At 56.7% G+C, this 21676-nt stretch carries 19 protein-coding genes; 9 read left to right on the plus strand and 10 right to left on the minus strand.

From position 1 onward, the window contains the following. Positions 1-3: 3 nt before the first annotated feature. From FHL16_RS14270 to FHL16_RS14295, 6 genes are all read left to right on the plus strand, one after another. Positions 4-1023, plus strand: coding sequence for a tetratricopeptide repeat protein (locus tag FHL16_RS14270; RefSeq protein ID WP_077748568.1), 1020 nt, complete (start codon positions 4-6; stop codon positions 1021-1023). A 16-nt stretch (positions 1024-1039) separates the two neighbouring features. Continuing rightward, positions 1040-4078 carry a hypothetical protein gene (locus FHL16_RS14275; protein WP_238706174.1) on the plus strand — a complete coding sequence of 1013 codons (3039 nt, stop codon included), beginning with the start codon at positions 1040-1042 and terminating at the stop codon, positions 4076-4078. Between the two features lie 3 nt (positions 4079-4081). Continuing rightward, positions 4082-4492, plus strand: coding sequence for a hypothetical protein (locus FHL16_RS14280; protein ID WP_138739042.1), 411 nt, complete (start codon positions 4082-4084; stop codon positions 4490-4492). A gap of 231 nt (positions 4493-4723) precedes the next feature. Continuing rightward, positions 4724-5971 carry a lysozyme inhibitor LprI family protein gene (locus FHL16_RS34425; protein WP_238706175.1) on the plus strand — a complete coding sequence of 416 codons (1248 nt, stop codon included), beginning with the start codon at positions 4724-4726 and terminating at the stop codon, positions 5969-5971. Between the two features lie 93 nt (positions 5972-6064). Next, on the plus strand, positions 6065-6544 hold the full coding sequence (locus FHL16_RS14290; RefSeq protein ID WP_059181945.1) for an XAC2610-related protein: 480 nt from the start codon (positions 6065-6067) through the stop codon (positions 6542-6544). A 17-nt stretch (positions 6545-6561) separates the two neighbouring features. Next, a complete protein-coding gene (locus FHL16_RS14295; RefSeq protein WP_059181946.1) occupies positions 6562-7350 on the plus strand; it encodes a lysozyme inhibitor LprI family protein in 789 nt (262 codons plus the stop codon). A 45-nt stretch (positions 7351-7395) separates the two neighbouring features. Here the strand turns inward: FHL16_RS14295 and FHL16_RS14300 are convergent, their stop codons facing one another. Beyond that, complete coding sequence (locus FHL16_RS14300) at positions 7396-7779, minus strand: DUF6124 family protein (protein WP_077748570.1); 384 nt, start codon at positions 7777-7779, stop codon at positions 7396-7398. 483 nt (positions 7780-8262) lie between these two features. Here FHL16_RS14300 and FHL16_RS14305 point away from each other — a divergent pair, with 483 nt between their 5' ends. Both FHL16_RS14305 and FHL16_RS14310 read left to right on the plus strand, forming a co-directional pair. After that, positions 8263-8649: a helicase gene (locus FHL16_RS14305; RefSeq protein WP_077748571.1), complete on the plus strand. Its 387-nt coding sequence runs from the start codon at positions 8263-8265 to the stop codon at positions 8647-8649. A gap of 150 nt (positions 8650-8799) precedes the next feature. Beyond that, entirely contained in the window at positions 8800-10152 is a 1353-nt protein-coding gene (locus FHL16_RS14310; RefSeq protein ID WP_077748572.1) for a delta-60 repeat domain-containing protein, read from the plus strand. Positions 10153-10248: 96 nt separating this feature from the next. Here the strand turns inward: FHL16_RS14310 and FHL16_RS14315 are convergent, their stop codons facing one another. From FHL16_RS14315 to exbB, 6 genes are all read right to left on the minus strand, one after another. After that, positions 10249-11649 carry an aminoacyl-tRNA deacylase and HDOD domain-containing protein gene (locus FHL16_RS14315; RefSeq protein WP_077748573.1) on the minus strand — a complete coding sequence of 467 codons (1401 nt, stop codon included), beginning with the start codon at positions 11647-11649 and terminating at the stop codon, positions 10249-10251. Between the two features lie 78 nt (positions 11650-11727). Beyond that, the gene (gene recG, locus FHL16_RS14320; RefSeq protein ID WP_010465238.1) at positions 11728-13803 is read right to left on the minus strand and encodes an ATP-dependent DNA helicase RecG; all 2076 of its coding nucleotides are present in this window, start codon (positions 13801-13803) and stop codon (positions 11728-11730) included. A gap of 9 nt (positions 13804-13812) precedes the next feature. After that, positions 13813-14742 (minus strand): hydrogen peroxide-inducible genes activator, encoded by a 930-nt coding sequence (locus tag FHL16_RS14325; RefSeq protein ID WP_010465236.1) that lies wholly within the window; start codon positions 14740-14742, stop codon positions 13813-13815. A 286-nt stretch (positions 14743-15028) separates the two neighbouring features. Next, positions 15029-15778 (minus strand): energy transducer TonB family protein, encoded by a 750-nt coding sequence (locus FHL16_RS14330; RefSeq protein ID WP_077748574.1) that lies wholly within the window; start codon positions 15776-15778, stop codon positions 15029-15031. Beyond that, positions 15775-16203, minus strand: a complete 429-nt coding sequence (gene exbD / locus FHL16_RS14335) for a TonB system transport protein ExbD (RefSeq protein WP_010465232.1) — start codon at positions 16201-16203, stop codon at positions 15775-15777. The genes FHL16_RS14330 and exbD overlap by 4 nt, the downstream gene beginning before the upstream one ends. Before the next feature lie 6 nt (positions 16204-16209). Then, a complete protein-coding gene (gene exbB, locus FHL16_RS14340) occupies positions 16210-17178 on the minus strand; it encodes a tonB-system energizer ExbB (RefSeq protein ID WP_077748575.1) in 969 nt (322 codons plus the stop codon). 189 nt (positions 17179-17367) lie between these two features. Between exbB and FHL16_RS14345 the strand changes: the two genes are divergently transcribed. Then, the gene (locus tag FHL16_RS14345) at positions 17368-18225 is read left to right on the plus strand and encodes an SDR family oxidoreductase (RefSeq protein ID WP_077748576.1); all 858 of its coding nucleotides are present in this window, start codon (positions 17368-17370) and stop codon (positions 18223-18225) included. Positions 18226-18365: 140 nt separating this feature from the next. Here the strand turns inward: FHL16_RS14345 and FHL16_RS14355 are convergent, their stop codons facing one another. From FHL16_RS14355 to spoT, 3 genes are read right to left on the minus strand one after another with little or no spacing between them, the layout of a single operon-like run. Further along, positions 18366-19106 carry a hypothetical protein gene (locus tag FHL16_RS14355; RefSeq protein ID WP_010465226.1) on the minus strand — a complete coding sequence of 247 codons (741 nt, stop codon included), beginning with the start codon at positions 19104-19106 and terminating at the stop codon, positions 18366-18368. Positions 19107-19164: 58 nt separating this feature from the next. Further along, complete coding sequence (locus FHL16_RS14360; RefSeq protein ID WP_003229509.1) at positions 19165-19545, minus strand: RidA family protein; 381 nt, start codon at positions 19543-19545, stop codon at positions 19165-19167. A gap of 24 nt (positions 19546-19569) precedes the next feature. Then, positions 19570-21675 carry a bifunctional GTP diphosphokinase/guanosine-3',5'-bis pyrophosphate 3'-pyrophosphohydrolase gene (gene spoT / locus FHL16_RS14365; protein WP_010465218.1) on the minus strand — a complete coding sequence of 702 codons (2106 nt, stop codon included), beginning with the start codon at positions 21673-21675 and terminating at the stop codon, positions 19570-19572. Position 21676 lies beyond the last annotated feature (1 nt).

Raw genomic sequence — 21676 nt, forward strand, 5'->3', positions numbered from 1 at the left:
GACATGGATGATGTTTCGAAGAAGATAAATGGCTTCGCTGTAGCAGTTTTCACCGCGTCGCTGCTTAGCCTGTTTCATGGCAGCGTTTATGCTAATGAATGCCCATCCGAGGACTTTGCACAGTTCCTTCCGGCGTTTTCTGCGGACGCAAAAACCCAGCAGCGCCTCACTGCCATGACAGTGAAGTCGCTCGTTTTAAAGCCCGCGGGAGAGAGCGGTAATTTTGAGCCGCAAACGAGGGGAGTCAACAGCTCCACATTGGCATTTCCACTGATGGCACCCATAGCCACAGATAAGACAAAAGGTGTCGAAATCGAAGAGGTCGACGCCACTCACTTCAATGTTGTGGATAAACGTGCGGGCAACAGCAACATCAAAATCTTCAACTTTTCTCGCCAGGCGTGCTGGGTGCTTGTGGGGGTTGAAGATTGGTCGATCAGTGAGAAAGACCTGGTTGTGGCGAGTAAGCCGAGTATGAGCAAGGCGGAGAATTTCTGCTTTCAGCGTGCGGAGGTCTACGGGGGACTAGGGGGGCTGGAGCAATACCGGTTGACGGGCGAATTTTTTGAGGCCTCGCTGGAAAACTATCTGTGTGCGGCGGCTTCAGGGGATCCTCAAGCCAGCTTGAATGCTGCCAGTTTGAGTCTTTCGGGGATGGCCCCGCAGTTGGAGACGGAGAAGGTTGAGGCGCTTTTTAAAGCGGCAGCGACCACTCTTGCTGATGGGGCCGCCTCACTATCCACGTTTTATTGTTACGGAAACAACCCTGCGGCTGAAGGCCCTTGCCAGCATCCTGAACAATCTGAAAAGGAGCTCATTCGCGCAGCCTCAATGGGCTCTGCGAGCGCAATGAATTACTTGGGTTACTCCTTTGAAGAAGGAAGGCTTGTTACTAAAGATATGTCGAGAGCTCTGGCGTGCTATCGGCTAGCTGCCGATCAGGGTAACGACACCGCCATCAGAAACGTGAAACGTTTGAGTACGCAAAACGCTGATGCTACCAAAGCCAGCTATTGCTATTAATTTGCAGGAAGCAGAAATGACCGAACCACTTGATTTAAGAAACCAGTACACCGGCGGTGATTACGTATACCTGATGGGTGGTGATGGCCAGCAAACAAACGCTGCGGGAAAAAAGCTGATTGATTGTTCACATATGGTGAACCTGTTGCTCACTGGCGCGGGGTACCAAATTCCGTATGAGGAGACGAGAACGATGAATGTCTCCTCCTATTACACGGAGGTGGCTCCAGCAGAGGTCAAGAAGGGCGATATCGCCCTTTGGATCGATATTCTTCCCCTTAGGGGCACCCGTCGTTTGTTTCATACCGGCATCGTAATGGATTTCAACCCGGCTACTAGCGGCGGCAAAATCTTTGGTGCTCAAACCACGAACGGGCCTTCGGAGGCTTTTTTCGGTGATAACCCTCCGGCGCATTACTGGCCTGTACCGACAAAGTTCTTGAGAGCAAAAGAGCAATATAGGTCGGGTGCGGCACCAGCGGCCGCTCCCGCACCGACTCCTGCTCCTGCGTCGGCAGTTCCAGCGCCCCTTATGAACTTCCAATATCCGTTCCGTAAGGCTGACGGTAAACAGTTCACCGATGCAGAAGATGTCTACAAAGCTCTCGAAAATGAAAAGTCAGGCCATTACCTGTTGGGTAGCAATAAGTTTTGGCATGGAGGCATCCACATCAGCGATGCAAGTGCCCCACAGTGTGTCCTGAATGAGCCGATACGCTGCATGGCCGATGGCGAAGTTGTTGCTTATCGCCTTAACGAGGATTATCTGGAATCGACCTTCGGAGACAACGAGAAAAAATTGAAGTACTCCAACTCCTTCTGCCTAGTGCGCCATGAATACAAGTCGGCGCCAAACTCGGAAGAAGGGCCGAATAAAGGTAAGCAAAACAAGCTGAATTTCTACAGTCTGTATATGCATTTGCTGCCTTATAAACGCTATCCGTTATCCCCGGGTGAAACGCCAAAACCGAAGGTGACCATGAAGGTCGGGGACTTCAAGGCCTATGACCAGGCGCCCTTGTCGAGTGACATAACCTCTCCCGGAAAAGTGACTAACGGCACCAAGCTTGAAGTTCTTGAGCAGAAGGACGTCAACAACATCACCTACGCCAAAGGCAAAATTCTTTCCGGCAGCGTGAAGGCTGGTTCGCACAAAGTTCGCGACGTAGGTACTGAAATTTGGTTTGCCTATTTGAAGGATGGCGAGCCATACAAAAACACACAACATCGTCGTATTTGGACGGCAGACGCCATACCAGAACGCGCAAGGCCAAATTACTGGCAAGGAAAGGTTAAAGCCAGGGCGTCTAAACGTCTGCCACTACATCAGAATCCGGCGAATCCAACAAACGGACAACCTGCCGGTGCACCCATCGATGGTGGCCTGGAGTTGGCTGTCAATAGTGTTATCGAGTTCAATAGCAAAGAAGTCGTTAACCTTGTGGCTGGCAACAAATTGCGGCGCATGGCCTTATGCACACTGGTGTCTGGCGGAGTATGGCAGCCAACGGGAAATGCACCGCCAACATTCTGGACAACCGTCGAAAACGATCCAGCAAGTCAGTATGTGCAGTGGGAGACGGTGACTCCTACGGACTTTGATAGCGTTGTATCAACCAGTACCGGCATCAAGGCTGGCGATCCGATTGGATACTTGGGACAGACGGAAAATCTCACTAGCGAGCAAGGCGCGTCGGACAGCACGTTTCAGGTTCATGTCGAAATATTCACCACCGAAGCGGAAGTGAAAGATTTCCTCAAAAACATCGCTGGCCTTAAAACAGGTAAGCAGTATCTTCAATTGCCGGCCGGAACGGAGCTTAAGAAAGTAGCTCCGGCGACCGGCACGACAACGCTAAAGCTCGACCACGCCGTCGACCTCGGCAAGGCCCCCGTGATCAAGATCGGTACGGAAGACTGGTATAACGTCAGCGTCAGTGACGACGGTCAGTCGGTCAGCGGGTTGGTAAAAAAAACGGGCGCGACCATCATCACCCCACACGACTGGGAAACGCTCGGGTTTCAGATTGTTGAAGAAAAAAATACTACGGCGGATGGTTTTCTTGATCCCGAAGACTTGCCCCAGTTTTTCAAAGACTTGTTCGCTAAAGTTGATACAAACCACGATGGTCAAGTCGAGTCAGCTGAGCTCGCGAATGCGTTGAAAAATGCTGAAACACGTTCATGTTGGTCGAAGCTGGTCGCTTATCATCCGACCGAGTGGAAGGACAAAGCGGACTCTGCAAAGTGGAGTAAGTTGAATCAGTTATTGGAATCGTCCCCGAAGGCGTTGGCGCATGAAAAAGAGCGTATTAGCAGCTACGTTTTTTGGGAAGAGCTTACCGGGAAAGCGGCCATTGAATCAGGTTTAATTTATCATTTTCATCCCATATGTTTTATCGAAAACTCCCTTGCTATGGATGATGATAATGATTTGAAGTGGCTCAAAGTCGAAAGAGGCCAGCTGACATTTGACGTGGAGGGAAATGATCTGGAGGATCCGGCGAATCCACTGCATATGTATTTCAGTCGAAAGGTCCATTGGCCTGGGGGCGTTTCCGGGATAACGATTGGGAGAGGCTACGACCTCGGTCAGAGACCTAATCCTGAAAGTGATCTTGCCGCTGTAGGTATTAGTGAACCATTGCTGGGTTGGCTATTGGGAGCAAAAGGCTTAAGTGGTAATGCTGCAAGAAATTATCTGCAGAGCGCGAGTCCAGAAATCAGAAAAATATTCATAACACGGAAGCAGCAGTATCAATTGTTCGTACCAATTTACGAGTTCATGAAGAGCGAAGTTATTAGGATATCGGATAAGTCCGATGCTATTAACCTTTACGGTCGTTTGAACTGGGATTCGACAAATCCAAAAATTCAGGATATGGCAATCGATTTGATTTATCGAGGTGACTACACTGGCGATTCGAGGGCTCTTATTCAAAGGCATATGACTGACAATAATTTGTCTGCATTTTCAGGTGTAATAGGCGATCGTTCAAAATGGGGCAATGTGCCTGAAGATCGGTTCAATAGACGTGTTGATTATCTTAGGTGATTTATGAAGTTTTCGAAGTGGATACCGTTATTTTGTGCTTTTTACATGGGGCACGCAGCGGCGGAAATACCAGATATCGGCCCGGTCTCAGAGGTCGGAGCCGGTCGTGTTGGCGATAATGTCGTCAGATATGTAAAAATATTTGGTAAAAGCTGTCTTGAAGTTCAGGTGATTAGCCCTGAGAAAAATTGGAAAGTTTTGTCTTCTTCGAATTTTTGTACCTTTGAAGGTAAAAAATTTGGTTCGGATTTTGCCGATGCTGGTTTCGAAGATATTTCGGTGAAAGCTGACGGTATCCATTTGACACTGAGTCTTACCCCTCTGCAGCCAACCGGTGAGCAGCGCAGAAGCTGCGTCATTCCTGTCGTGGCGACGGTGATTAAAGATCTGAGCTGTTCCGAAGCAGGGAAATAACCGAGTGGAGTCGGATTAGTTTAGCTGTCTTCATCTCTTATGAGGACGAGCATCAAATTAATCCGTCTCCTTGATTGAATGTGAGTCTGGTGAATAAAAATTACTCTTTTAGATTGAGGGTTATGTGGTCGCGGTCGGGTAGTTTTGACTGTTTTATTAGTTGTGTTTTCGAACTATAAATTAATTTGTTCGATATTCTACAAGTGTCTGCATCAATAAAAGGAAGTAGTATTGAGTAAGTTGTTTTGGTTGGGGGTGTTCTTATGTCCTTCGATTGTGGCCGCTGAACCGATTTTTCACAACCTGCAATCGTGTACGCAGGATGGCAACGTCACGATTAATTGCTCGGTGGTGCTAGATAGTAATGGTTTTATATTGGATGCCGGGTCCGGCAAGATGCTATCTGACACGGCGGAGCCGACTGGAGCTTTCAATTCGTTTGAACTCTATCGGGATGGCAGTCAGTACATTCTGGCTAATGAAAATATTTCCAGGGCTCGGTCCCGTCGCTGGGTGGTGTTTGGATACGAGGGTGGAAAGATTGATCTACAGAGGATTTACATCTTCTCATTAGATACCGCCAAACAGTCAGGGCCTTACTGGCACGGCTACGATTGCCGACCTGACTTCAAATTATTTACTCCGCGAAGTGGCGTGCCTTTCAGCGAATCAGCTATGCAGGCACTGTGTGGAGATGTTGAAGGTAACGTGGTAGTGGTGCCGAAAGCCCCAGCCATCTCCGTCCCCTCCAAATCCTTGGCTGTAAGTGTTCCCGTGTATAGAGCCGGAACCCGTGTCGGGGCTGCAACTTACCTATTTGCTGGAAGTGATGAGCCGAATCTGCTGGCGCTGGCCTGCCTGTCCAATTGCGTTTCCAGCACCTCGGAAAAGGCTAAGCTTCCTGCGGGGAATGCTTCATCTGCTTCATCTGCTTCAAGTGTATCCGCTATCGCAAAGGAAACCTGCAACCCTGACAGCTTTACCAATCCCGATTTGATCATTTGCGGCCAGCAAAGCTTCGAAAAAGTCGACGCTGTGTTGAATGAGCAATACAAGAAAACCCTGGCCAGCTTGTCTCCCGCAGACAGGAAGCAACTCACCGATGTGCAAAGAAGATGGGTGCGCTTCAAGGAAGCGTATTGCGAGGATCTGTATCAAGCGGTTTTGCCGGGAGCGGAGGCGCCCATCGATAAGCTTACGTGCTTGGCGCAGACAACCACTGCCCGGTTGGGTGAGCTCATTTATCTACAGACAGGTATGCCGAATGATGGCTTTTACAAAGCTGCTTCGTTGATGGCAGGGCAGGATCGCGAAAGCGGTCTGAAGGCTTCGATCAATCTGCTCGGAGGGGGTGACTTCGACGATCCGGTTTGGAAGCAGTATGCGGACGGACAGTGCGAGATGAGTTTTCGTTTGTTTCGTGAAGACCTCGCTTATTGCGCTGTGCGGATGCGTTTTCAGTTACCCATGAACCGTTAAAGGAATGGAATCTATGAGTTGGTGTCTCAGGGCGCTCAGATGGCCTCCGACTCTTTTTTGGAAACCGAATGGAAGTGAGAGTAGGGCGAGCACATGCGATTCAAGTATTTAGCCATTTCATTGCTCGGCCTGCTGTGGACGGCACCGGTATTTGCCGAGGCAACCACTTTCAGCCCAACCAAAAACGTCGAAGCGACGCTCGTGCTGGAAGGCTCAATGTTAACGGTCGCTGTTAAAAGCGATACCCAAAGCGAATCTCGGACAATCGATTTTCAAGCTGAAAACGAACTGCATGTGCAAATAGACGATTTCAATTTCGACGGTGCAAAGGATTTTGCGGTCTGGCAGATCGATGACGGAATGGGCACCTACACCATTCACAGGATTTTTGTTTACCAGCCCGAAGCAGGTTTTTTCAAGGAGCTGACTCCAGCTTGTGGCGACGATTTCTCCAATCTGCGGGTAGAGCGCGACAAGAGAGCTCTGCTTAGCACCTACTGGGAAATGAATGAGCCAAAGCTTTGTGTCACCGATCTCTCCCCTGATTCGGTTGCTCGGATTTCATCTGAATAGATCAAGGATAGAAGACAGTGAAACGCTTTTTTTTCAGCATTCTTTGTGCGCTGACTTTCCAGGCCGCTCTGCCGGTTTCAACGGCGTTTGCTCAGGATGAGTGCAACGAGATCATGACAAGCCTACAAATTGATAAGTGCTCTGAAGCGTCGAAGGCTGGTGCTGATTCACAGTTGAATACGAGTTATCACGAACTGCTGGCGCGGCTCGAAACCCAGTATCAAGCCAATCCCGAATTGGGGGCGACGTATGCGGTGAAGGTGAAGGAGTCGCAGCGTGCGTGGATTAAGCTTCGCGATGCGAATTGCCATCTTGAGGCGTTTGAGCTTGAGCCCGGCAAGCCTGCTTATGTCACGACAGTGAACAGTTGCATCACGGGAATGAGCCGAGAGCGTTCGGTTTATCTGGACAAGATTGCACCTGACATTTCGGCTGGTTCAGCCGCTCAAACTGCTGACGTTGTCTGCCCATCCTCTGACTTCAACACTTTTCTCGCTTCCTTCTCTGAGAGTGCGGCCATTCAAAAGGTCTTCGTCCAACGGCCCCTAACTTTTGTGGTGACGGTGAATGCTGAGCCGGAGCCGCGACAAGAAAAGCGTTCGCTGAAGGACGATCAGATCAAGTTTCCACTCGTGCCTGAGCGTGCGAAGCGAGAGGCTGAAGGTTTGATGCTAACCGTCAAAGAGCAGAGAGGGGATAAGGCGACGGCCATTTTGCAAAAGCCTGATACGGACTACGTGGTTGAGTATCGCTTCGTGCGTGGGCAATGTTGGATGCTTACTGAAGTCTCGGATTTCGCACTGTAGAAATCTTTAGGAGCGCGCCAATGTTGGCGCGCTCCTTGTTCCTGCTTACACCTTCCCCCGATGCTCCGCCGGATTCGGCGAATCAATATGATCCAGTGCTCGCTCCACCAACAACCGAACCCCATCCGCCAATCTGCTTAGCGCCAAGGCTAAGGAGCGACGTGCTCCGTCCACGTCGTCGGCCAGGTTGGCGGCGATGGCGCTGATGGATAGCAGGTCTTCCGAGGCGTTGGCCAGGAGGGCTTCGGTGTCGATGTCGGGGGAGACGGCGAAGAGGTTGCCTTTGCGAGGCTTGGGTTTGTCGCCGGGTGGTGGGGCGAAATGGTGGTTGAGGGCGCGTTCGGCGGCTTCGTGGAGTTTCTTCGAATCGAGGGATTCGTAGGGGGAGGTGGCTTCGTTTTGTGGTGGATTAGGTGTTGGCTTGATCATAAGTGTTATCCCGTAATTATGGAGCCGACACCGTTTCGCTTGCACTTCGAAAGAGGTGGCAGCTGTGCATAGGTGTGCAAGACCGGTGGGATTACCCGGCAGACCCGAAGGTCTCCCATACACAACTGCCATAACGGTTCGCGAGCATAGGAAAATGCTCGATGAATTGCCATAACCATTGTGTATCCCGCCGGACTTGCACGTCCGTGTCACCGATTTTGCGGCGACGAACAAAGCCTATCGACGAAGCCCAAGACTGCCTAGTTCACGAACAGCACCACGTGTTGAAGGAAATGTCCGATGGAGTCGAGCGTAGAAAGCTCAAAATTTCCACGCTTTTAAACACCCTCGTTTCGTCAATGACTTGGTAGTCATCAGCGTCAAAAACCACGGCATCTTCTTCTATCGCTGCACAACAGTGGCGTTCTCGCTTGAAGCCGCTACACTGCGCCGGCCGTTCACTTTTCTCTTGAGGCTGTGCGCATGAAATTTCGTTTTCTACTGTGGATGCTGGGTTTGTTGATGGGTAAGGCCAGTCGGACTAATCCTGCGTTTCAGCAGCAGTTGGGTGACAAGGAATTGGTGTTCCAGCTACAGACCCAGGACGGGAAAGTGGCGCGGCATTTCTTTGTGAAGGATCAGCGCATTACCAGCAAGTCGGGCGTGTATGCCGAGCCGGCGTTTGCGATTGCCTTTAAAGACGCGGCGTATGGCTTTGCCACGATGCAGGCGAAGAACAAGCAGTTGGCGTTTATGACGGGGATTCAGGACAAGTCGATTCAGATCAAGGGCAATCCGGCGTTGGTGATCTGGTTTCAGGGGTTGACCAAGTATTTGAAGCCGAAGAAGAAGCCTGCTGCTGTTCGTTGATAAATCCAGTGCTGGCTCACGCTGTCATCATTTAGGCTCAAGAGGACAATAGAACTGTCAGTTTTTACAGGCGCGATAGGGTGACTGTGAATGCTCTACTCGGGGAGGGAGGTCCATAGCGGATTCCACTCACCTTGATGGAGCAAAATCATGAACCAGCTGAAACCAGCCAACTCAGGAAGCCTCGATCCGACATTTAACGGTTCTGGTGTTTTGGACTTTCCGCTCTCTGAAGTGTACGGATTCCCCGATGCGGTTCTCCCATTGGATGACAACAAAACGCTTGTTGCCATGAGGCCTACAGCATTCAACGTTCCGGTCATAGTTGCGCGGCTGAATGAAGACGGGACGCTGGATCGCTCATTTGGCACTGCGCAGCGTGGCTTTGTTGAAGTGCCTTTCGAAGATAGTGACATCTATGTATTCGGGCTCAGGCCTCTGGCTAACGGTGGGTGGCTGATCGTTGGCCAATACATATCGTTCAGCGGTGGCGGTTTGCTCATCGTGCGGCAGTTTCAGGATGGCCGACTGGATACGTCCTTGAATGGCGATGGAAAACTCTTCATTCCTTATGATGATTTGGGTAGTCCCCAGCACAGTGGGGTGACGCTGGAGGTTGCTGGCCGCCATGGCGAAAAGACGTCGGCAGGACGCTCCCGGGTCTCTGGCAACAGCGGAGTCTCTGTGGTTGAGCAGTCGGATGGCAAGATCGTCCTGGTCAGTTCCGTTATCAACACTTCCGGAAAACCGAAGGGAATTGTGCTGCGGCGTAATTCAGACGGCTCGCCCGATCTGACGTTTGCCGGGACTGGCTTCGCGATTGTCGAACTCCCAGGTGTCGAGCATGAATGGAGCGGTGCCGAAGGTGTTGCGGTTCAGGCGGACGGCCAGATATTGGTGACTGGCATGTACGTGAAACAGGACGAATCCATGGGAGCCTTCGTAACTTGCTTCAACTCACAGGGACAAGTAGACCGCACGTTTAATGGCGGCCTTGCGGTGACCATTCCGAGTCCTCGCTGGATGATGTTGAGCGCCATCACGGTTAGAGAAAGTGACGGCAGGATTGTTGCGGTGGGGGATTCGCGAGAGAAGGACGTTCAGAACGGGGTGATCGTCGTTTTAAACAAGAGTGGGTCCTACAATCTTCCTTTTAACAACGGACGGGCCCTTTTTTCTGAGTTGGTGCCGCAGGGGCAGGATTGGGCGCGCTGTGCGTTGCACGCTAATGGATCAATCAGTGTCACCGGAAGCACCGGGCAAGGCTTCGTCTCTGAGGAGATGGCAGTGGTGACGGCGCGTTATCTTTCTGACGGCTCATTGGACATGACATTCAATGCCGGTAAAGGCTTTGCTGTTTTTGACGGTGAGAAAGGGTTTGAGCACGCATTGGACATGGCATTAATGGCTGATGGACGCATTGTTATTTGCGGAAGCTTGTGGGGAGACGGTGAACCTTTGCCGAGCTTTAAGGGCGGATGGATGTTGCGCTATCTGGCTTGATTCACTCAGATAGACCGAGTTGGATTCCTCGCGGGCAAGCCTCGCTCCTACAGGGATTGCGTGAATCCTGTGGGAGTGGGCTTGCCCGTGGTGCTTTTAGGCTTGGCTGAATTGCGAAGCGAGTTCGCGCAGCAGCACTTCGGCCTCAAGCACTTTGCTGACGACGTCGTTGGCTTTGTCGCGAGTCAGGCCTACGCGTTCCAGCAATGCGTCGGGGATGTCTTCGTCCGGACCGGAGCCGATGCCGCGGCTGCGCAGCAGGCGTACGGCCAGGCAGACGAGGTTCGGGTATTCAGCGTAGGCACCGTCGTAGCTTGGGTCGTGCTGGAAGCGCAACGCAGTGGCCAGTTCGTCGGGCATGTCCCAGTAGCGCATCAGCCACGAACCAATTTGTTCGCGGCTGATGCCGAGCAGGTGTTGCTCGACGTAGCTGTGGCACAGGTGCGGGTTAACTTCCAGGTGACGGCAGATCAGCGAGAAGTGCGGCGGGAAGACGTGGGCCAGCAGCAGGTAGCCGAAGTTGTGCAGCAGGCCGGCGAGGTAGGTCAGGCCGGCTTCCGGGCGCTGGGCGCGGGGCATGGCGCGGGTCAGGCCTTCGATGACGGCGGCGGTGTAGATCGATTGCTGCCAGTACGGCGTGGTGTGTTGCGGGTGGTCTTTGGGCAGGCTCAGGGTTTTGCCCAGGGCCAGGCCCAGCGCCAGGTTGATCACCAGGTCGAAACCCAGGACGCGCACGATCGCGTCTTCCACTGAACGAATTTTGCCCGGCGAGGCGTAGTACGGCGACGCGGCCCAGCTGACGACTTGGGCGGCCAGCGCCGGGTCGGTTTCGACCACGCCGGTGATGTCGTCGATGGTGGCGTTGGGGTCAACACGCAGCTTGATGATTTTCTGCGCGGTCTCGGCCAGCGGCGGAATCTCGATGGTGGCTTCCAGGCGTTGCTGGATGCGTCGTGCGGTGAACGCCTGGACGGCCTGGGTGATTTCCTCGCGGTCATCGTCGGGGCGGTCGAGGTTGGGGCGGATGCTGGTCAGGTTCTCGCCGAAGTTGGCGGCGCTGGCCTTGGTCAGCATGCTTTTGAAATCTTCGCTGGTGATTTCCAGCAGCAGGCCCGGCTCGCCCGAGTTGATCAGCAACTTCGGTTCGCGCAGCAGGCTTTCTTCGTACAGGCACGGCGAACTGGTCAGCGCCGGCAGGCCAGGCAGCAGGCTCAGGTTGTGCTTGCCGAGCATTTTCACCAGGCGTTCGGTGGGCACAGCGGTGAGGCGGCGACCGGTCAATTCGGCGAGGCGATTGAGGTCAAGCAACTGGCTTTGCGGGAACAGCACCATCAAGGCACCGACGGCGTCGTCCACCAATACCGCCTGCACTTTGCGCGAGGCGTTGAGGCCGTGATGATCGAGGACTTCTTCGTAGGCAATGCCCAATTTGCCCAGCAGCAACCGAATAACAGACGGAGCGTGCAGGGGTTCCGGGGCGAGGGCAGCTTCAGTCATGGTCTGTATCCGTATTCAAACAATTGCAGGAGTATAACCAGCTTGTTTAAAAGCATCGTCCACAAACTGCGACGGTGCTCACACTTGGCCGTATTGCTGCCCATGGCGCAGCCAGCGGTCGAGCAGCGGGCTGACGTGATCCGGCCAGCGCTCCAGCAATGCCTGGGCGGCGTCGCGCACGGCGGGCAATAGATCGGCGTCGCGCATCAGGTCGGCGACCTTGAATTGCAGCAGGCCGGTCTGGCGCGTGCCGAGCATTTCACCGGGGCCGCGCAGCTCGAGGTCCTTTTCGGCGATGACAAAACCGTCGTTGGTTTCACGCATGATGCCCAGGCGCTGACGGCCGATCTGTGACAGCGGCGGATGGTAGAGCAGCACGCAATGGCTGGCGGCGCTGCCTCGACCGACGCGGCCGCGCAATTGGTGCAACTGCGCGAGGCCGAGGCGCTCGGGGTTTTCAATGATCATCAGGCTGGCGTTCGGCACATCGACGCCGACTTCGATCACGGTGGTCGCAACCAGCAGCTGCAAATTGCCGGCCTTGAATTCGGCCATGACGGCGGCTTTTTCCGCGGGCTTCATGCGGCCGTGGATCAGGCCGACCTTCAGCTCGCCGAGCGCGGCGGTGAGGTCTTCGTAAGTGGTTTCGGCGGCCTGGCAGGTCAGCTCTTCGGATTCTTCAATCAGCGTGCACACCCAATAGGCCTGACGCCCTTCGGCGCAGGCGCCGCGCACGCGCTCAATGACTTCGACACGCCGGGTATCGGTGACCAGCACGGTGTTGACCGGGGTTCGTCCGGGCGGCAGTTCGTCGAGGATCGAGGTGTCGAGGTCGGCGTAGGCGCTCATGGCCAGCGTTCGTGGAATCGGCGTGGCGGTCATGATCAGCTGATGCGGACACATCCGCCCGCCGACGCCTTTCTGCCGCAATGCCAAGCGCTGCTGCACGCCGAAGCGGTGCTGTTCGTCGATGATTGCCAGTGCAAGGTTCTTGAACTGCACTTCCTCCTGGAACAACGCGTGAGTGCCGACCACCATGGGTGCGCCATTGGCGATCTGCTCCAGCGCGGCCACGCGGTTTTTGCCCTTGAGCTTGCCGGCCAGCCACGCGACTTCAATGCCCAGCGGTTCGAGCCAGCGCTTGAAGGTGATGAAGTGCTGCTCGGCGAGAATTTCCGTGGGCGCCATCAATGCGACCTGATAACCAGCCTCCAATGCCTGAAGCGCGGCGAGGGCCGCGACCACGGTTTTGCCCGCGCCGACGTCGCCCTGAATCAGCCGAAGCATCGGTTCGTGCTGGCTCAGGTCGTAGGCGATTTCGTTGCCGACTCGTTGCTGTGCGCCGGTTGGCGTAAAACCCAGATTGGCCAGGTATTGCGCCGGCAGTTTGGTGGCTTTCGGCATCGCCGGCGCGCGCAGGGAGCGCATGCTTTCGCGCAGACGTTGCTGGGATAGCTGATGGGTCAGCAGTTCTTCAAAGGCCAGACGGTGCTGAGCCCAGTGATGGCCGAGGGCAAGTTCGTCGACATCGGCATCGGCGGGCGGGTGATGCAGGTAGCGGATCGCATCGGCCAGCGGCGCGAGTTGATAGTCCCGGGCCAGTTCGGTCGGCAGCCAGTCGGGCAGGCTGGTCGGGCCGAGCATGGTCAGGGTTTGCATGCACAGTTGGCGCAAGCGCTGCTGGGTCAGGCCTTCGGTGAGCGGGTAGACCGGGGTCAGGGTTTCATCCACCGGCGGTGGCTCGTCGCCGGTGATGGCGCGGTATTCCGGGTGGTAGATTTCCAACCCCGACGCACCGGGCCGGGCTTCGCCGTAGCAGCGAATCCGCGTGCCGCGTTTGAGGCCTTCTTTCTGGGCGTTGCTGAAATGGTAGAAGCGCAGACTGAGCCCGCCGGTGCCGTCCTGCAGACGCACGACGAGGCTGCGGCGACGGCCCATGACCACGTCGGCGCCGCTGACGGTGCCTTCGATCACGGCGTCCTGGCCCGGTCGCAAATGGCCGATCGGGACCACACGGGTGCGGTCCTGATAACGCAGCGGCAGGTGGAACAGCACGTCCTGGAGATTCTCCAGGCCGACCTTGGCCAGTTTCTCGGCCATGGCCTCGCCGACACCCTTGAGTGCCGTGACCGACACTTGCGACAACTCGGTCATGGCAGCGACTTAGGCCGCAACCACCGGTGCTTGCGGCTTGGCCACCGAGCACAGGCGAATGGAGTCAGCGAGGATCTCGATGGCTTTCGGACGCGGAAAGCTCGCGCGCCACGCAATGGCCACGGTGCGGAACGGCACCGGAGGCGTCAGTGGGCGCACTTCGATCACGCCGGGGGCGTAGTGATGGCTGTCGACGGCCGACAGCGGCAGGATCGAAATGCCCAGGCCGGACGCGACCATGTGGCGGATGGTTTCCAGCGAGCTGGATTCCACCGTGGTGTGCTTGGCACCGTCGTTGCCTTTGGCCAGGGTCGGGCAGGCTTCCAGCACTTGATCGCGGAAGCAGTGGCCTTCGCCGAGCAGCAGCAGGCTCTTGTCGTTGAGCAGGCTGGCGTCGATGGATTCTTTTTGCGTCCACGGGTGCTGGGCCGGCATCAGCACGTAGAACGGCTCGTCGTAGAGCTGCAGGGTCAGCACGTCGGCTTCGTTGAACGGCAGGGCGATGATGATTGCGTCGAGCTCGCCGTTGCGCAGTTTGTCGCGCAGTACGTGAGTGAAGTTTTCTTCGATGTACAACGGCATCTGCGGGGCTACCCGGTGCAGTTGTGGAATCAGGTGCGGAAACAGGTACGGGCCGACGGTGTAGATCGCGCCGACTTTCAGCGGAGCGGTCAGCTGGTTTTTGCCTGCCTGGGCCAGTTCGCGAATGCCTTGGGCCTGTTCCAGGACTTTCTGCGCCTGGGCAACGATGCCTTCACCGACCGGAGTCAGGCGCACGGCACTCTTGCTGCGCTCGAAAATCAGCACACCGAGTTCGTCTTCAAGCTTTTTCACGCCCACCGACAAGGTCGGCTGACTGACGTGGCAACGCTCGGCCGCGTGGCCGAAATGCTGCTCTTGGGCGAGGGTAACGATGTAGCGTAATTCTGTGAGAGTCATAGCAAGCGTCCATGAAGTTGCGCGCCAAGCATAACGGCTGCAATCGATAGACGCACGTTATCAGAGAGAGTGTGCAGAGTGACACTGGGTAATGCCGGTTTGCCGCTGGCAGATACACAAAAGGCACCTTTGGGTGCCTTCTCTGCATGATCATGGACTTTCCTGCTGGAGGAGACCCCTGTAGGACTGAGCCTGCTCGCGATAGCGGTATTACATTCACCGAAAAGGTTGAATGTGGTGGCCTGATCGCGAGCCGGCTCACTCCTGCAATGGTTTTTTGTTGCGTTTAGCGGCGGCGTTTTTCCAGTGAGTAGAGGAACGGCGCCGTGATTTCGATGGTGCCATTGGTCAGCATGTCCGCCGGTGGCTTGGGCAGCGGTTGGGCGAGGCGGATCATTTCCAGGGTGGCGCGGTCCAGATCGGCGGTGCCTGAACGGCTCACCAGTTCGTACGACAACACATTACCTTCGCCATCAACGATGAAGCGCAGACGGTTGGTGCCTTGCTTGCCCCGATTCTGTGCACTCACCGGGTACTTTTTGTACTTGCCCAAGTGCGCGAGCAAAGTGCCTTCCCAGCTGGCCTTGGCAGCCTGTTGTGCAGGCGATGGGCCCGGTGCAGGTTGCGCGGATTTCTCCGTCGGTGCCTGGGTCGGTTGCGCGTCGCTAGGCTTCTCCTCGGACGGTTTCTCCTTCGGCGGCTCCGGCTTTTTCTCCACAGGCTTGGGTGGTTGCGGCTTCGGCTTGGGTTTGACCGGCTTCGGCACAACGATCTCGGCCTTCGGCACTTCAGCCAGTTTCGGGATCGGCAGTTCTTCCACCGGGGCCGGTGGCTGTGGCGGCGTTATCACCTTCGGCGGTGCCGGCGGTGGTGGGGCCGGAACCGGCGCCAACTCGACCATCATCGCCTGCGGAGGCAGCTCGATGGGTGGGCGCGACGTCCAGTTCAGCGCCAGCGCAATAGCCAGTGCATGGACGCCCAGCACCACGGCCAGGCTCGCGCTGTAACGCGTCAGCTTATGGCGCGTCGTGATCATTTCTTGACTGCCGTCTCGAGCCCGACCAGACCTACCTTCAGGTAACCGGCGGAGCGCAGGTTGTCCATCACGCTCATCAGGTCGCCGTAATCCACGCCTTTATCGGCCTGGAAGAAGATCGTCGTGTCTTTCTTGCCTTGGGTCCTGGCGTCGAGGGTGGCGCCAAGTGCTTCGGCCTTCACTTCGTCTTCACCGAGGAACAGGCGCTGGTCAGCCTTGACGCTGAGGAACACCGGCTTCTCTGGCCGCGGCGCCGGTTTGGCGCTGGAGGCGGGCAGGTCGACCTTGATGTCCACGGTGGCCAACGGAGCGGCCACCATGAAGATGATCAACAGCACCAGCATCACGTCGATGAACGGCGTGACGTTGATTTCATGGTTCTCGGCCAGATCGTCGTCTGCGCCTTCTTTCAAATGCAAGCCCATGGCTGATTACCCTACTTTGACCATGTGGGGTTGCGCGGAGCGCTCGGCGGTCGGCAGGTGATCGAGGTCGCGGCTGACCAGCAGCAGGACTTCAGCCGAGGCATCGGACACTTGCGCCTTGTAGCCAGCGATGGAGCGGGCGAAGACGTTGTAGATCACAACAGCAGGAATCGCCGCAACCAGACCCAGCGCGGTGGCCAGCAGGGCTTCGGCGATGCCGGGGGCGACGACGGCGAGGTTGGTGGTCTGGGTTTTGGCGATGCCGATGAAGCTGTTCATGATGCCCCACACGGTGCCGAACAGGCCCACGAATGGCGCGGTGGAACCGATGGTGGCGAGCACGCCGGTGCCGCTGCTCATGTTGCGACCGCAGGCTGCAACCAGACGCTCGAGACGGAAGGCAACACGTTCCTTGATGCCTTCTTTCTCGCGGCTGTTGACAGACAATCGCATCTCTTCCAAGGCGTCATGCACCAGCAGGTTGGCGAGGGTGCCTTGCTTCGTGGCGGTGGCGCTGGCTTCTTTAAGGGTGGTGGCTTTTTTCAGGTGGACGATTTCAGTGCGCAGACGCCGCTTGGCGCCCATCAGCTCGAAGCCCTTGGCGATCCAGATGGTCCAGGTGATGATCGAGGCGATGGCCAGACCGATCATCACGATTTTCACGATAATGTCGGCGTTCTGGTACATGCCCCAAGGCGACAGGTCGTGGGCCATGCCCAGGGTGTTGTCGGCTTCGAGAACTTCAGTCACGTCTTCGGCATCTACTGCCTGAGCCGGGTCGGTTGCGGCGGGTGCAACGGCGGGGGCGGCAAGATCAGCCGGGGCTGGAGCAGCGGCGGCGGCCGGAGTGGCCGGAGCTTGTGCGTCAGCGAAAGCGGCGGTCGGTGCCAGCATCAGGCTGAGCAGCAGGGCGGCCACTGCGCTCCAGGCGCGAGGTCGTTTGGTTGGCGAAGCGGGGAATTGATTGCGTGTCATGCTGGCCGGACCTGAAATAGAAAAACGGTAAATGCTCTTCCAGGCCTCGTAAGGCCGAGAACAAAAGTGGCGTGCATTATTGCAAGTAATTCTTGTTAACAAAAGTAATAGAGTATCTTTTTTTCCTTCATTGCTAGCCGCTCGTCCATTGTCGGCGCTAGTCTTTGCCTTTCTGATGGGAGTTTTCTGATGTCTGCGCCTTCTGTGTTGATCGCCGGCTGTGGTGATGTCGGCAGTCGTTTGGCCACGCAATTGATGGCTTCCGGGTGGGAGGTTCATGGCCTGAGGCGGGACGTCTCGCGCCTGCCCGAGGGGGTCATTGGCGTTGCCGGCGACTTGTTCGATAAGGACTGTCCTGAGACGTGGCCCATCGGTGCCGTGGATTACCTCGTTTATTGCGCGGCCGCGACCAATCACGATGAAGCCGGTTATCGCGCCGCGTATGTCGAGGGGTTGGAGCATGTGCTGGAGTGGCTCGACGACTACGGGCAGGTACCGAATCGCCTGCTGTTTGTTTCCAGCAGCAGTGTGTATGGGCAGCAGGAGGGCGAGTGGGTCGACGAGACTTCGCCGACCCTTGCATCAGGCTACTCGGGTCGATTGATGCTGGAGGCCGAGAAAGTGGCGCTCCAGAGCGGCATCCCGGCAAGCATCGTGCGCTTGACTGGCATCTACGGCCCGGGCCGCGAATGGCTGCTGACTCAAGTGCGTCGTGGCTATCGCGTGGCGGTTGACCCGCCGCTGTATGGCAACCGCATCCACGCCGATGACGCGGCGGGCTTGATGGCGTTTCTGCTTGAAGCGGATCGACGCGGGGTGGCGCTGGATGACGTCTACATCGGTGTCGACGACGCGCCAGCGCCGCTGGCCGAAGTGGTGGGCTGGTTGCGTGAGTATCTGGGCGTGACCGAATGGGCTGACGACGCGAGCGTACGGCGCACGGGCAGCAAGCAATGCAGCAATGCCCGGGCGAAGGCCTTGGGCTGGGCGCCAAAGTACCCAACCTATCGCGAAGGCTACGCCGCCATTCTCGAAGGCCGTTGCTGACTTCCCATCACCACAAACCAAATGTGGGAGCGAGCCTGCTCGCGATGGTGGCATAACATTCAACATCATCGTTGGCTGTTATGGCCTCATCGCGAGCAGGCTCGCTCCCACATTGGTTTTGCGTTGGCTTCAGGGCCGGGTTACTGCTTTTCCAGCAACCACTTGCGATCACCCGGCGTGAACTGAGGCATTTCATCCGCCTGAGCCGTGTTCACTGCCTGCAGAATCTCCAGTTCCTTGCCCTTGCGCGCAAAGATCCAGGTATTGCCCTGGCCGTTCACTTGCAGCCACATGTTGTCATTGCCGCCGCTCATCGACGCGCAATCGCCCGCCAGGCAAAGGGCATATCGATCGGCACCCGGCAGTCCGGCAACCTGGCCATCGGCCTGGAATTGCACGGTATTGCCTTCGCCCGGACCGTTGACGATTTTCCAGCTGCCGCCCATGTAGGCGGTGTACAGCGCGCGTTCGAAGCTCGCGCCAATCGGTGCGCCATCCGGGACCGGAATCAACGCGCGGTCAAAGACCTGCTCCGGCTCGTTTTCGCTGGCGGCCTGGCTCAGTTGCTTGCCGTCACGCTTCAGTTCGCTGGCGGAGCTGCCATAAAAGTCGACTTTCCAGGCGCCGGACTCTTCGCCCAGCAGCTTGCCGTCGACGTTTTCAAAACCATTGGTGTAGCGGGCTTGAGCGGCCTTGGTGTTGACGTCCCATTCCAGGTTCGGGCCATAAGCCTGGAGCGCTTCACGCAGGGGGCCACCTTTGGACGCAGCGTCGATCGCCACCTGATTGATCCAGGTGCCGCTGATGTCACGATCGGCAGGGTTGCTGGCACAACCGCCCAAGAGTAGGGCGACCAGCGAGAGAGCTAGCGCATGGCGCATGGTGGAATCCTTTCAGAAACGAAGTCGACGCAACCTTGAAAAGGCTGCGCCGGATGTATTACTCGATGACCAGAATGGCATCCATTTCAACCTGCGAACCCTTTGGCAGGGCGGCTACGCCGATGGCGGCGCGGGCAGGGTATGGCTGGTCAAAGTACTTGCCCATGATCTCGTTGACCTTGGCGAAGTGGCTCAGGTCGGTGAGGAAGATGTTCAGTTTGACGATGTCCTTGAACGAACCGCCAGCGGCTTCGGCCACGGCTTTGAGGTTCTCGAACACCTGGACGGTCTGGGCTTCGAAGCCTTCAACCAGTTCCATGGTTTTTGGGTCCAGAGGAATCTGGCCCGACATGTAGACGGTGTTGCCAGCCTTGATCGCCTGGGAGTAAGTACCGATGGCAGCCGGGGCCTTGTCGCTGGTGATAACAGTCTTGGTCATGAATGACTCCTTGTAATAGTGGGCTTAGGCGCGCATGCGGGTGATGCGGATCACCCCGGTCAACGCACGCAGTTTCTTGATCACACGGGCCAGGTGCACGCGGTCGTGCACGCTGACCACCAGTTGGACCACGCTGATGCGACCATCGCGTTCATCCATGCTGATTTTCTCGATATTGCCGTCGGCCGCGTTGACGCTGCTGGCCAGCAGTGCGATCAGGCCGCGCTGATGTTCCAGTTCGACGCGCAGCTCGACGTTGAATTCGCCGGTGACATCCTTGGCCCAAGAGAGCTGGATGCATTTTTCCGGGTTGTGACGGATTTCGCTGATGTTGCGGCAGTTGTCCAGGTGCACGACCATGCCTTTGCCGGCGGACAAGTGACCAACAATCGGGTCGCCCGGGATCGGCGTGCAGCACTTGGCGTAGCTCAGCACCAGGCCTTCGGTGCCGCGAATCGCCAGCGGGCCTTCCGGACTTGGCAGCTGTTCGCCTTCGCCAAGCAGGCGGCGGGCGACTACATAGGCCATTCGATTGCCCAGGCCGATGTCTTCCAGCAAGTCTTCGATCAGTTCGAGACGGTATTCGGCGAGCATCGCCTTGACGCGGTCGGCCGGTACTTTTTCCAGCGAGCTGTCGAAACCATTGAGCACTTTGTTCAGCAGGCGCTCGCCCAGGCTGATGGACTCGGAACGGCGTTGCAGTTTCAGCGCATGGCGGATGTGGGTCCGTGCCTTGCCCGTGACCACGAAGTTGAGCCACGCCGGGTTCGGCCGGGCACCGGGAGCACTGACGATCTCGACCGTGGAGCCGCTTTGCAGCGGTTCGGACAGCGGTGCGAGACGACGATTGATCCGGCAGGCGATGCAGCTGTTGCCCACGTCGGTGTGCACCGCGTAAGCGAAGTCGACCGCAGTGGAGCCTTTGGGCAGCTCCATGATCCGGCCTTTGGGCGTGAACACGTAGACCTCGTCCGGGAACAGGTCGATCTTCACGCTCTCGATGAATTCCAGCGAGTTGCCGGCCCGTTGCTGCATTTCCAGCACGCCTTTGACCCACTGGCGAGCGCGGGCGTGAGTGCCTTTTGGCTGCTCGTCGCCGCTGGATTTGTACAGCCAATGGGCGGCGATGCCGTTGTTGGCCATCTCTTCCATTTCACGGGTGCGGATCTGGATCTCGATCGGAACACCGTGCATGCCGAACAGCGTTGTGTGCAGCGACTGGTAGCCGTTGGCCTTGGGGATCGCGATGTAATCCTTGAAGCGTCCCGGCAACGGTTTGTACAAATTATGCACAGCGCCCAATACGCGGTAGCAGGTGTCGACCTTGTCGACGATGATCCGGAACGCATAGACGTCCATGATCTCGTTGAAGGCCCGACGCTTGCCGCGCATTTTCTTGTAGATGCCGTAGAGGTGTTTCTGACGACCGCTGACCTCGCCCTGGATGCCATCGATGGCCAGGCAGTGGCTGAGGGACTCTTCGATCTTGTTGACGATTTCCTTGCGGTTGCCCCGGGCGCGTTTGACGGCCTGGTTGATCCGTGCGGAACGCATCGGGTGCATGGCCTTGAAACCGAGGTCTTCGAACTCTATGCGGATGGCGTGCATGCCCAGCCGGTTGGCGATGGGCGCATAGATTTCCAGGGTTTCCTTGGCGATCCGCCGACGCTTTTCACCGGACAGGACTTCAAGCGTGCGCATGTTGTGCAGGCGGTCGGCGAGCTTGACCAGGATCACGCGAATGTCGCGCGCCATGGCCATGGCCATTTTCTGGAAGTTTTCGGCTTGTGCTTCGGCCTTGGTCTCGAAGTTCATCTGGGTCAGTTTGCTGACCCCGTCTACCAGTTCGGCCACGGTTTCGCCGAACTGCGCTTGCAGCGCTTCCTTGGCAATACCGGTGTCTTCGATCACGTCATGCAGCATCGCCGCCATCAGGCTCTGATGGTCCATGTGCATGTCGGCAAGAATGTTCGCCACCGCAAGAGGATGCGTGACGTACGCCTCACCGCTGCGGCGGCGTTGGCCGTCGTGGGCTTGTTCGGCGTAGAAGTACGCTCGGCGGACCAGGTTGACCTGGTCCTTGCCGAGGTAGGTCGATAAGCGATCGGCGAGGGCGTCTATGCTCGGCATG

Source organism: Pseudomonas sp. FSL W5-0299 (assembly GCF_005930655.1).
GTDB classification, from domain to species: Bacteria; Pseudomonadota; Gammaproteobacteria; order Pseudomonadales; family Pseudomonadaceae; genus Aquipseudomonas; species Aquipseudomonas mandelii.